The organism is Bacillota bacterium, assembly GCA_040755295.1.
Lineage (GTDB): Bacteria > Bacillota > Desulfotomaculia > Desulfotomaculales > Ammonificaceae > SURF-55.
The window spans coordinates 1-12585 of sequence record JBFMBK010000007.1; the positions used below are offsets into that span (position 1 = coordinate 1).

Genomic DNA, 12585 nt, shown 5'->3' on the forward strand with positions numbered 1-12585 from the left:
CCGCCTCTATTCCTAAGCGCCCGCCATACCATCATTGACTCGTCAATGTTCCGGACCCTGCAGTACTCCATCCATCTTGGTCATTGTTTTTCCACACTACAAGGTAGTAATCATCGGCTATAATGGTGCCACCATTCTGAGAGTAGTATTTCTGCTGATACAAGGTTGTATATGGAGTAACGGTAATTGAGCAAATTTTGTTATCAATTACAGTGTCAACTCTCCATACCTCAATAGTTATATCATGCGGAGTTGCACTAGCCCCACCTGTCTTGTAGTACTCCCATAGACTTCCTGAATTGGTCAGAGTGCCAGCTGTTAAGCTGTGCACAATTCCATTGTCTTTCCCATTGACGTAGTAGCCATCCCAGGGCATGTCCCAAGCGTAATTCGAACTATTGGCAAGCGCAGGAAGTGCCATGATCAGGAGCCACACGATTGCTATGCTTATGCGGATAATCTTTTTCATAATGATTACTCACTCCTCTTTCTTATAAAAAATTTTTTTTGAACGTTTCCCCTCAGAGCCTCCAGCATTTATCACCTCCCTTTCCCGTGCACCACTATCTCCGCATGAGGAAGTCATCAAATATCAACTCTTTCTCACCTCCCATACTCTTACCGCATATCTTGACAAGGAACCATTTTTAAGCTCCTACTTATATAACGCACAAGGGAGGGGTTTGGATTAATTTTCTTTAAAAAAATTTTCCTAAAACAACAATAGCCCCTGATTGCGCTCGCCGGCGTGACCAGGGGCTTATTAAGCCGATGAAAAGGTAATCCCTTAGTTCTTTTGCTAATATAATAAGGGAAGCATCATTTTTTAAATTGAAATCCTATATTTCTTTCATTGATTCCGCCATCTTGAGCGCTTTCTCCGGTAACATGCAGCCGGAAATTCTGTAGAACACTTCTCCCTGATTCCAGGACAGACTGAGCCAGCCGTCTTTTTTTCGTTCAACCAGCATTCCCTGTGCGTCACAAACCTTCAGCTCTGTTTTTTTGTAATCACCCGGATCAAACGCCTGGTCAACGTCCGGAGTTTCGGAACCCCACTGCTCAACGGTAATAAACTTCCCGTTGGCTTCGTAACGGCTGGTTATTCTTACGAGAGAACCGGATGCCTCTTCGCCGGTATGTCCTACCAGCCTGGAATGTCAAGGGGACGGTTCTTCTGACAACATTTGATAATGGATACTACAGCCGCTGCCGGTTGTATGCAAGGAACGCTCTGCGGGAGGGACGCCCACGCCGACACGGCGAAGGTTCGGCTAAGCAGACAGGCGCGCGCATCGTGCCGAAGTTACAGTAAGTTTAAAGTAGGATAGTTAAGCGAGTTTTTGTTACCAACCAGGCAGCAGTAAAGGCTGACGTCAGGCTCTATAAGTGCGCCGTTGTTTGCTCCGAAACAAGCCGATGTCGCGTCGTCCCGGAGCACAGCGTCTCCGGCATACACCCGGCAGGCAAATCTTATCGTTTCGCTTCAAGCTTCTTGTCCTTTCTAAGAATCCTCGGATAATTCAGTGAGTGTCCTAAGTCACTGTCATCTTCAGAACACGGTTGTATAACACCACCGCAGGCAGACCCTATAAGCTTCCGCACTTTTCCCGCCACGTATTAATGTACTGGGATGGCCGCCGACTCCCAATACTACGGTTTACGGTGTCAAGGCCGGCTGAAAAGTTCCGTTTTTTACTGATAAAATGTCCACATCCCCAACAGGGTCGCGTTGCCGAAAACACCTTCCTTGTAGGCGGCCCCGTTGACAGGTCTTCTTTTCGTTCGGATGGTTGTATATGGCTCAGTCAGGTTCAGCCGTTGACAGTTTGATTATTGTCTTTCTATAATTTAAGGGTAACGGTTTTGATCTTTCGTTCCATCTATTTAAAAGAGCCGCCCGTCAAGGGTGTGCCAAGGAGTGGTCGGAAATGTGCGAGGCTAATGCCTATCTCCGCCAGGGAGAGAATGACGAACTGGTGCTGGAAATGGTCGACAAGGTGGTTCCGTTTGAGGACGGGTTAATGCTTGAGGATATTTACGGGCGGAGGAAAATCGTCAAAGCCAGGATCAAGGAACTGGCCCTGGTTGATCACAAGATAATCTTGGAGCGGGAATAAACCGTGCAACAACAGGCATGGAGCCCGGCAGCGGGCTTTTCTTTTTAAGAACTATTCAGGTAATTTTGTAGGGCGCGGCGTTAGGTTATGGTTGAATAGTATAGTTTCTTATAGCTTGTTTCCGGGGTGGGAGATAGGGTGTCAAAGAGACTGAATGAAGGACTGCAGTTAACCTTTGAGGACCTTGCCGGACCGCAGACGCTTGAAGAGTTAAAGAACAGCATCAACGACTGCCGGAAGTGCGGTCTTTGGGAGGGCAGGACCAATGTGGTTTTCGGTGACGGGAACCCTTACGCGCTGGTGATGCTTGTGGGAGAAGGGCCGGGGGCCGATGAAGACCGTCTCGGCAGGCCGTTTGTGGGGGCGGCGGGCAAGCTTCTGGACCGGATCCTCGAAGCCTGCGGGATAACGCGGGAAGAGGTTTACATAGGCAACATTGTAAAGTGCCGGCCTCCCGGAAACCGCGTACCGCTCAGAGAAGAGGCGGAAGCGTGCCTGACCTTTCTACAGCAGCAGATCGGACTTATCAAGCCGAGGATCATCGTGCTGCTGGGCTCAACGGCCCTTCAGAACCTGATTAGTCCGGACGCCAGGATTACCAGGGTGCGCGGTCAGTGGCTGGGTCCGATTTACGGCGCCAGGGTGATGCCCACCTACCATCCGGCGGCGTTACTGCGCGATCCGGGTAAGAAACGGGAAGTTTGGGAGGATTTCCAAAAGATTCGGGACGAGTATAACGCCTTGAAGAACGGCTGACCTGCTTCCGGGCTTTATTGTTGCGTGACCGGGCAGGTGCGTAGTAGAATTATCGAACGATGTTGTCCGCTTTAGGTTCAGTCACCATGCCGTGATTCCGTCCCGGCGGGCTTGTTGCAGAACCGCTGTCAGCCGGCTTTCTGCGGCGCTTATATTAAAAACGCTTGTATCCACAAAGTCCTTGTCGCAAAGATCGAACTGCCTGTACCTGATCCTCACGAGCTCCAGCACCCGATGAAATTCCTCAATCAGGGGTTGTTCCTGTTTCGGACGAATCAGAAAAGGAAACGGCACGTCATAGACTCCTTTCATCCGGTTAATTTAACCGTCAAAACGGCGCCGGGGCATACCCGTAGCGCTCACATGGACGGCTGGTAGAATCCTATGCTTGAACCGGAAGAATAAGCCCATATTATTTGTCTTCACAATAAAACCTCGCGTCCGGTTCCAGGAGACTGCTGCAAAACGGCGTCTGTCTGTTTCAGAAGTCGGATACAGGATGTCGGAAGTCGGAGTTCTGAAAGGCATTCACTGTTACGATATCCTCACGTCAAATCTGACATCGACTTCTGACCTCTAATTCAGTACGCTTCGTTCCGGCCTTTGGGAAGTGCGAAGTGTGAGGTTGGAGATGTGCGAGGTTTGCAGGAATGTGTTCTGTGAATTGCGCCTTCGATTCCCTCTTCGAACCTCTCATATCTCTGCGCACGACAGGGACACTTATGGAACCCGAACCTTGACGATTGGCCGGTTATTTGATTAACTATAAAAGAAGTAAAATATTTATCGCTGAGTTCTCAAAGGAGAAACGGGGGACCCAGGTTTATGGGGTGAGTCCCAGCACTCAGAAAATAAATATCTTGCTAAAACAATAGAACGCCTTCATTGGGTGTTTGAGCATCTGAGTAAGATGATTCGTTCTGAGTGCTGGGTAGGGTTAGCTTTCAACCCGAACCCGTCAGCTAACCACGTAAGCGTAGAAGGACTTGTAGAACGCCGGCACGGTGTTTTACCCTTTTATTATGTACACCCCAGAGAACTCCGGGGTGTTTGTTATTTTCCGGAGGTAACAGTTTCCCCTGCAATATAACAGACGCCATATGAATTTTTCGCTAAGCCGCAATTTCAACCGGGCACGGCTTGTAAAGAGGCTTGAGTCCCATCCAGTTGTACGTTGAAAGGAGCGTGACATCTATGGGGAGGTTGATAATCGCTTCCAACAGATTGCCTGTTACAGTCAGCAGGAAAAAGGACGGTTATCATTTCCTGTCCAGCATCGGCGGGCTGGCTACGGGGCTCAAGTCTTTTTACGGCGCCCGTGACAGCATATGGGTAGGGTGGCCCGGAGAGATGCAGGACGATAAAGACAAGGTTTATGTTAAGGAGAAACTTTTAAAGGAGTTCAACTGCCACCCGGTCTTTCTTTCTTCCCATGATGTCGACGGGTATTACGGCGGTTTCAGCAACAAGACCATCTGGCCGTTGTTTCATTATTTCCCTTCGTACACCGTGTATGAAAAAACTTACTGGAAGGCTTACGAGCGGGTGAACCGGGTTTTTTGCTCCGAGATCGCAGGCCTGGCAAAACCGGACGATATCATCTGGATTCACGACTACCATTTCATGCTACTTCCCGGAATGTTACGGACGGATTTGCCCGGGGCCACAATCGGATTTTTTCTGCATGTACCATTCCCCTCGTTCGAATTATTCCGGCTGTTGCCCTGGCGCCGGGAGATTCTCACAGGGCTGCTCGGCGCGGACCTTATCGGTTTCCATACCTACGATTACGCGCGGCACTTTCTGAGCAGCGTGCTCCACCTGCTTGGCTATGACCATAAGATGGGGGAGATCACCACCAGGGACGGTATCGTTAAGGTTGATTCGTTTCCCATGGGAATAGATTACGACCGGTTCTCCGGGGTGGTAAGCGACGTGAAGGTTCAAAGAGAAGCCAAAGCCCTGAAACAGAGGTTGCGCGGCAGGAAGATTATTCTATCGATAGACCGGTTGGATTATACCAAGGGTATACCGCAGCGTCTGGAGGCCTTTGATCTTTTTCTTACAAAATATCCTCAGTGGCATGAGAAGGTCACAATGATCCTGGTAACGGCGCCTTCACGGGTCAGTCTGGACCAGTACCGGCTTTTAAAGAAGCAGGTGGATGAGTTGGTGGGAAACATAAACGGGAAGTATTCCACGGTCGGGTGGGTTCCCATCCAATACCTGAGCCGTACGCTGCCGTTTCAGCCTCTTGCGGCCATGTACGACGTTGCGGACATCGCCCTTATCACACCAGTCCGCGACGGCATGAACCTCATCGCCAAGGAATACATCGCTACAAAGGTGGACGGAAAAGGGGTCTTAATCATCAGCGAGATGGCGGGGGCGGCAAGCGAATTAGGGGAAGGTATAGTAATAAACCCGAACAATAAGGAGGAGGTTGCGGAGGCGCTGAAGGAAGCCCTGGAAATGCCCGAGGAAGAACAGATAGTGCGGAACAGGGTGATGCAGAAGCGTTTGAAGCGCTGGAACGTGACGCAGTGGGCTGAAAAGTTTATAGAGAAACTGCTTGAAGCGAAGAAGCGTCAGGAAGGGTTTCTGGTGAAGCGGTTGAACCCTGCGATAAAAGACGGATTAGTGGAAGAGTACGCAAAGGCCGATCGCCGCCTGATCTTCCTCGATTATGACGGGACGATTGTTCCGTTTTTCGACAGGCCTGAAGACGCAAAGCCGGATAACGAGATTCTAAGCCTCCTCAACGAAATCGCCTACATTTCACAAAATGAATTGGTTATCATCAGCGGACGCGGTAAGGATACCCTTGATCAATGGTTCGGTGATCTGCGGGCGAGCCTGATCGCTGAACACGGTTTGTGGATAAAAGAAAGAGGTAAAGAATGGGGAATGACCGAGTCCCTGACCGGTGAATGGAAGAAAGGGATGCGTCCAATATTCGATCTGTACGCGGACAGAACACCCGGGTCCTTTGTCGAAGAAAAAGACTTTTCCCTGGTGTTTCATTACCGGAAGGCCGAGCCGGAGTTGGGCGTGCTGAGGGCCGGGGAGTTGATGAACAACATCGCCGACCGCACAGCAAATTCGCAGCTTCAGGTGTTGCAAGGCAATAAAGTGGTCGAAGTTAAAAGCAGAGGGACAAACAAAGGGAAGGCGGCTTTGCGCTGGCTCGCAAAAGGCGGCTGGGATTTCATTTTGGCTGCGGGCGATGACTGGACGGACGAGTATATTTTCGCTGTTCTCCCCGAGACGGCTTACTCCATTAAGGTGGGGTTGGTCCCGTCACAGTCAAGGTTTAACGTCTCGTCGATCCAAGAGGTGCGATCGGTATTGAGGGAATTGGTATAATACCCGCAGTCATAAATCGTTCACACGGAGGTTGTTATGTCTTTTGATCTTCCATACGCAGCAATGTTGATACCCGTATTTTTTGTTTTGGGAGGACTCCTTGCCGGCATAGTCATAGAAAAGGTGGTTATAGCCGGCATCCACAGGATGGCCAGGAAGACCAAGTGGCAGGGTGATGATATTATTATTGGCTCCTTTTATCGAATCATAATATTCTGGGGTTTTCTGGCCGGCGTTTACGGGGCGGTCCTTACTGTTTCCCCGGCGCCGAGCATCCAGAGATTGCTTGACAAGATGCTTCTGGTGATCGCCATTCTATCCGTTACCTTGTTTTTTATGAGGCTCGCGGAAAGCTTTATCAACCTGTACGCCGAAAGAGCCAAAGGTGTTTTACCTTCCACAACGTTGTTCGTAAATATCGCCAGGGCTTTCATTTTAATCATCGGACTGCTTGTCACGTTACAAGCGCTGGGTATTCCAATAATGCCGATCTTGACGGCTCTCGGTGTAGGGGGTCTTGCGGTTGCGCTCGCGCTCCAGGACACGCTCTCCAATTTGTTTTCCGGGGTGCAGGTGATCGTTTCGAGACAGGTAAGACCGGGGGATTATGTGAGGCTCAACAGCGGCGAGGAGGGTTACGTAACGGATATTAACTGGCGCAACACCGCCATTCAGTCCTTGGCCGGAAACACATACGTCATTCCCAATGCCAAACTGGCCTCGGCCATAGTCACCAACTACAACCTTCCGGAACCGGAGATGTCGATGCTGGTCCAGGTCGGGGTAAGTTACGACAGCGACCTGGACAAGGTCGAGAGGGTGACCGTTGAGGTGGCAAAGCGACTGCTTTCGGAAATGCCGGGCGGCGTTCCCGAGGTCGAACCTTTTATCAGATACCACACCTTCGGCGACTTCAGTATTAATTTTTCCGTCATACTAAGGGTAAAAGAGTTTGTTGAACAGTATCCCGTGAAGCACGAGTTTATTAAACGGCTGCATCGACGGTATGCCCAGGAAGGGATTGAAATCCCGTTCCCGATCAGGACGATTCACCTGGAAAATGCGGAATGCGAAAATAATCAACCGCCAAGACACCAAGGGGAACAAAATGAGGAATGATGAATACGAAATGCGGAATCGAAATGTAAATCAATATTGCATTTGAGCCTTTTTTTCACGTTGAACGTTGAACGGGCCTGAAGAGCTACCTCAGTATAAGGTTGAACTACGCCTCCGTGGGGGCTTATTTTTTTTGTGATATAATGTAGCGGAGTATTTTTCGAATTGGTGTGATAAGGTGTCTACGTTTAAACTACAATCAAGTTTTACGCCGACGGGCGACCAGCCGGAGGCCATCAGCTGCCTGACCGCGGGGCTGCAAAACGGGCACCTGATGCAGACGCTTCTTGGCGTCACCGGTTCAGGAAAAACCTTTACCGTAGCCAACGTAATTGCCGCGCTGGGCAGACCGGCGCTGGTGCTCGCCCCGAACAAGACCCTGGCGGCCCAGCTTTGCAGTGAATTCAAGGAGTTTTTTCCGGAGAATGCGGTCGAGTACTTCGTGAGTTACTACGATTACTATCAGCCGGAGGCTTACCTGCCGCAGTCCGACCTTTATATCGAGAAAGACTCTGCGATCAACGACGAGATAGATAAGCTGAGGCACGCAGCGACGGCGGCGGTCCTGGGGCGCAGGGACGTGATAATCGTGGCCAGTGTTTCCTGTATTTACAGCCTGGGCGACCCGGCGGAGTATGCGGCGCAGGTCGTCTCGCTACGGCGGGGGGAGCATTACAACCGGGACGAGATCCTTCGAAAACTGGTGCAAATCCGTTACGAGCGCAACGACATTAACTTCACCCGCGGTAAATTCCGGGTGCGCGGCGACGTGGTCGACGTTTTTCCGGCATCAACGTCCGAGGCGGCAATCCGGGTGGAGTTTTTCGGCGAGGAGGTCGAGCGTATCGTCGAGTTCGATCCCCTGACGGGAAACGTGGCCGGGGAACGCTATCATGTGTCCTTTTTCCCCGCTACGCATTATGTCACCACGCGTGATCGCCTCGAACCGATAATCACGGAGATCGAGGCGGAGCTGCAGGAGCGGGTGGCATGGTTTCAGCAGCAGGGAAAGCTTATCGAGGCGCAGCGGATCGAAAACCGCACCCGTTTTGACCTGGCGATGTTGCGGGAGATAGGGTTCTGCAAGGGGATTGAAAACTACTCGCGCTACCTTACCGGACGGGCGCCGGGCGAGCCGCCGTACACGCTTTTGGACTATTTCCCGAAGGATTTTATAATGTTTGTGGATGAATCGCACGTATCGATCCCGCAGCTTCACGGCATGCATGAAGGCGACCGGGCGCGGAAGCAGGCGCTGGTGGAATACGGTTTCCGGCTTCCCTCGGCCTTCGACAACCGTCCGCTCCGGTTCGACGAGTTCGTCGAGCGGGTAAACCAGGTGGTTTTCATTTCCGCCACGCCGGGTAATTATGAACTTCAAAAGAGCTCCCTAGTGGTGGAACAGATCGTCCGGCCCACGGGCCTGGTTGACCCTTCGGTCGTGGTACGGCCGACAAGGGAACAGATAGACGATCTGCTGGGGGAAATCAAGGCGCGGGTGGCTAAAAACGAGCGGGTGCTCGTGACCACTCTGACCAAACGCATGGCGGAGGACCTTTCTGATTATTTAAAAGAGGCCGGGATAAAGGTTCGTTACCTCCACAGCGATATAGATACGCTGGAGCGTATGGCGATTATACGCGACCTGAGGATGGGGGTTTTCGACGTCCTGGTGGGGATCAACCTTCTGCGGGAGGGCCTTGACCTGCCGGAGGTCAGCCTGGTTGCCATACTGGATGCGGACAAGGAGGGGTACCTCCGTTCGGAGCGCTCGCTTATCCAGACTTCGGGGCGGGCGGCGCGGAACATCAACGGACAGGTGATCCTGTACGCCGACAAGGAAACGGGTTCGATGCGCCGGGCGATTGCGGAAACGGAGCGGCGGCGGCGACTGCAGTTGGAGTACAACCGCACGCACGGCATCACACCCCGTACGATTTATAAACCGGTGCGCGACGTGATCGAAGCGACTAAGGTGGCGGAAGAAGAAGGGGTCTATCAGGTCAAACCCGGCGAGATACCGACCGAAAAGCTCAAGCGTATGGCGGCGGAATATGAAAAACAGATGCGCGAGGCGGCGCGCAGTCTCGAATTCGAGCTTGCGGCGCACCTGCGGGATATACTGCTGGAGTTAAGGGCCGAACTCGCGAAGAGAGAAGGGCCTTTTAAAAGAAGTCAGAAGGTAGAAGGTAGAAGGTAGGAGATAGCGAGTTGCGGGTTGCGGGTTGCGGGTTACGAGTTACGAGTCACGAGTCATGGGTTGCGGGTTACGAGTCTTTAGTTCCGGGATTCTTATCCTATATTCTGGCTACTGACTACTACATACTTTGATTTTAAAGCGGTGGGATATCAACGGTTATGCAAAAAACGATTTTGGTAAGAGGCGCAAGGGTACACAACTTAAAGAACATCACGGTGAGTATCCCCCGGAATGAACTCACGGTTATTACGGGGCTTTCGGGATCCGGAAAGTCCTCGTTGGCCTTTGACACAATTTACGCCGAGGGTCAGCGTCGTTATGTCGAATCGCTGTCGGCATACGCCAGACAGTTCTTAGGGCAGATGGATAAACCCGACGTTGACGGCATCGAAGGGTTGTCACCGGCCATTTCCATCGACCAGAAATCCGCAAGTCACAACCCGCGTTCAACCGTGGGTACGGTGACCGAGATCTATGATTATCTGCGGCTTCTTTACGCCCGCATCGGACAGCCGCACTGTCCCCAGTGCGGTCTGCCCATCCGGCAACAGGCGGTTTCCCAAATGGTGGACCGGCTGCTTGCGCTTCCCGAAGGGACCAGGGTCTTTATTTTAGCCCCTGTGGTGCGGGGGAAGAAGGGGGAGCATGCCCGGATTTTGGACGACGCCCGGAAGCAGGGGTTTATACGAGTGCGGGTGGACGGCGTGGTCCAGGAGTTAGCCGATGCCGAAATCCGGCTTGATAAGAACAAGAAGCATAACATCGAAGTCGTGGTCGACCGGTTGGTAATAAAGGAAGAGGCGGCCTCCCGCCTGGCCGACTCCTTCGAGACGGCGCTCAGGCTGGCCGACGGATTGGCGGTGGCGTCGGTCATGGACGGGGAAGAGCTGCTTTTCAGCAGCAGGTTTGCCTGTCCGGAATGCGGGATAAGCCTGCCCGAGCTTTCGCCGCGGCTGTTTTCCTTTAATAGTCCGTACGGCGCTTGTCCCGACTGCACCGGTCTGGGTTCCCATTTAAAGCCCGATCCCGAACTTATCATCGACCGGCGCAAGAGCATCCAGGAGGGCGCTGTGGCGGGCTGGTCGTTTTACAGTTATCAGTATCACTTGTTGGAAGGGCTGGCGAAACACTACGGTTTCGCCGTTAACGAACCGTTCGGGCGGTTGGCGCAGGAGCACCAGCGGATTATTCTTTATGGTACCTCCGGCGAGCGGGTGCGTTTCGTACACCACGATATGAGCGGAAGGCGCCGGGAGTACCTCGCGCCTTTCGAGGGAGTAATACCGTATCTTTCCCGGCGTTACCGCGAGTCGACATCGGACTATATAAAAAGTGAAATCGAACGTCTGATGCGGCCGCAGCCCTGCGGCACTTGCGGCGGCGCCCGTTTGAAGCCCGAGGCGCTGGCGGTGAAGGTCGGGGGACAATCGATAAATCAGGTGACTACGCTTTCCGTTGCGGAAGCCCTGCGGTTTTTTGACGAACTTGAACTGGGTGCGCGCGAGCAGATGATCGCCAGACAGGTTTTAAAGGAGATAAAGGCCCGCGTCGGCTTCCTCGCCAACGTGGGCCTGGATTACCTGACCTTCGACCGTTCGGCGAACACCCTCTCCGGAGGGGAGGCACAGCGCATTCGTCTTGCCACGCAGATCGGTTCGGGGCTGATCGGTGTGATTTATATTTTGGACGAGCCGAGTATAGGGCTTCACCCGCGGGACCAGGGGCGGTTGCTGGCGATGCTCAAGCGCCTGCGGGACCTCGGCAATACCGTGATTGTCGTGGAGCACGACGCGGAGACGATTCTGAGCGCCGACCATATCATCGATATAGGGCCCGGGGCGGGGGCGCACGGCGGACAGGTGGTGGCGGAGGGCCCGCCGGCTGAAATCATGCGCCATCCCCAATCACTCACCGGGAAATACCTGAGCGGACGGAAACAGATACCGGCGCGGGCCCGCCGGCGTCAGGAAGAGCGGTGGCTGAAGGTGCTCGGGGCGGGCGCTCACAACCTGAAGGGTATCGACGCGGCGTTCCCGGTCGGGCTCTTCACCGCTGTCACCGGTGTTTCGGGCTCGGGCAAGAGCACGCTGGTCAACGATATCCTTTATCGGGCGCTGGCGCGGGAGCTTCACGGGGCGCGCGAACTCCCCGGAACCCATCGGGCGCTCGAAGGACTGGAGAACATCGACAAGGTGATTAACGTCGACCAGTCTCCTATCGGACGCACTCCCCGGTCCAATCCGGCCACTTATACCGGGATGCTGACCGATGTCCGCGAACTTTTTTCACTCCTTCCGGAGGCGCGGGTGCGGGGTTATAAACCCGGGCGGTTCAGCTTTAACGTCGCCGGCGGCCGGTGCGAGGCCTGCCGCGGGGACGGCATCGTCAGGATTGAGATGCATTTTCTGCCCGATGTCTACATACCCTGTGAGGTCTGCAAGGGACGGCGGTACAACCGGGAGACACTCGAGGTCAAGTTCAAAGGGAAAAGCATCGCCGGTGTCCTCGGATTTTCGGTGGATGAGGCGCTGAAGTTTTTCGAAGACCTGCCGAAGATTTACCGTCGTCTGAAAACGCTGCACGACGTGGGTTTGGGTTATATCCGTCTGGGGCAGCCCGCGACCACGCTTTCCGGCGGCGAGGCCCAGCGGGTGAAGCTGGCGACCGAGCTCTCGCGCCGGAGCACCGGACGGACGCTTTACATCCTGGACGAGCCCACTACGGGTTTGCATTTTGACGACGTCGCGAGACTGCTCGAGGTGCTTCACCGGCTGGCCGACGCGGGCAACACGGTCGTTGTGATTGAGCACAACCTGGATGTGATAAAAACAGCGGATTACATCATCGACCTGGGGCCGGAGGGCGGCGACAGGGGGGGCACGGTTGTTGCCGAGGGTACTCCCGAGGAGGTGGCGCTTGCGCCGCCGTCTTACACCGGACAATATCTCCGGCAGCATCTGAGCGATCTGAAGGACAGGCTGGCCGCGGAGGCGGCGGGAAAATAGTTCAACGTTCAACGTTAGG

At 53.5% G+C, this 12585-nt stretch carries 9 protein-coding genes and 1 riboswitch; of the genes, 6 read left to right on the forward strand and 3 right to left on the reverse strand.

The annotated features are described in order from the left end of the window. Positions 1 to 31: 31 nt before the first annotated feature. Both AB1500_06680 and AB1500_06685 read right to left on the reverse strand, forming a co-directional pair. A complete protein-coding gene (locus AB1500_06680; protein ID MEW6182849.1) occupies positions 32 to 469 on the reverse strand; it encodes a hypothetical protein in 438 nt (145 codons plus the stop codon). A gap of 370 nt (positions 470 to 839) precedes the next feature. After that, positions 840 to 1151: a DUF4367 domain-containing protein gene (locus AB1500_06685; GenBank protein ID MEW6182850.1), complete on the reverse strand. Its 312-nt coding sequence runs from the start codon at positions 1149 to 1151 to the stop codon at positions 840 to 842. A gap of 780 nt (positions 1152 to 1931) precedes the next feature. On the opposite strand from AB1500_06685, the gene AB1500_06690 reads away from it, so the two are divergent. Further along, positions 1932 to 2120 carry a CooT family nickel-binding protein gene (locus AB1500_06690; GenBank protein ID MEW6182851.1) on the forward strand — a complete coding sequence of 63 codons (189 nt, stop codon included), beginning with the start codon at positions 1932 to 1934 and terminating at the stop codon, positions 2118 to 2120. Positions 2121 to 2258: 138 nt separating this feature from the next. Continuing rightward, entirely contained in the window at positions 2259 to 2876 is a 618-nt protein-coding gene (locus AB1500_06695) for a uracil-DNA glycosylase (protein MEW6182852.1), read from the forward strand. Between the two features lie 81 nt (positions 2877 to 2957). On the opposite strand, the gene AB1500_06700 is transcribed toward AB1500_06695, so the two are convergent. Further along, on the reverse strand, positions 2958 to 3170 hold the full coding sequence (locus AB1500_06700; GenBank protein MEW6182853.1) for a hypothetical protein: 213 nt from the start codon (positions 3168 to 3170) through the stop codon (positions 2958 to 2960). 483 nt (positions 3171 to 3653) lie between these two features. Beyond that, positions 3654 to 3868, forward strand: a riboswitch (cyclic di-AMP (ydaO/yuaA leader). Positions 3869 to 4070: 202 nt separating this feature from the next. Here AB1500_06700 and AB1500_06705 point away from each other — a divergent pair. From AB1500_06705 to uvrA, 4 genes are all read left to right on the forward strand, one after another. Next, a complete protein-coding gene (locus AB1500_06705) occupies positions 4071 to 6242 on the forward strand; it encodes a bifunctional alpha,alpha-trehalose-phosphate synthase (UDP-forming)/trehalose-phosphatase (GenBank protein MEW6182854.1) in 2172 nt (723 codons plus the stop codon). A gap of 36 nt (positions 6243 to 6278) precedes the next feature. After that, positions 6279 to 7361, forward strand: a complete 1083-nt coding sequence (locus AB1500_06710; protein MEW6182855.1) for a mechanosensitive ion channel family protein — start codon at positions 6279 to 6281, stop codon at positions 7359 to 7361. A gap of 178 nt (positions 7362 to 7539) precedes the next feature. Next, positions 7540 to 9561, forward strand: a complete 2022-nt coding sequence (gene uvrB, locus AB1500_06715; protein MEW6182856.1) for an excinuclease ABC subunit UvrB — start codon at positions 7540 to 7542, stop codon at positions 9559 to 9561. Positions 9562 to 9719: 158 nt separating this feature from the next. After that, positions 9720 to 12566, forward strand: coding sequence for an excinuclease ABC subunit UvrA (uvrA, locus tag AB1500_06720; GenBank protein ID MEW6182857.1), 2847 nt, complete (start codon positions 9720 to 9722; stop codon positions 12564 to 12566). Positions 12567 to 12585 lie beyond the last annotated feature (19 nt).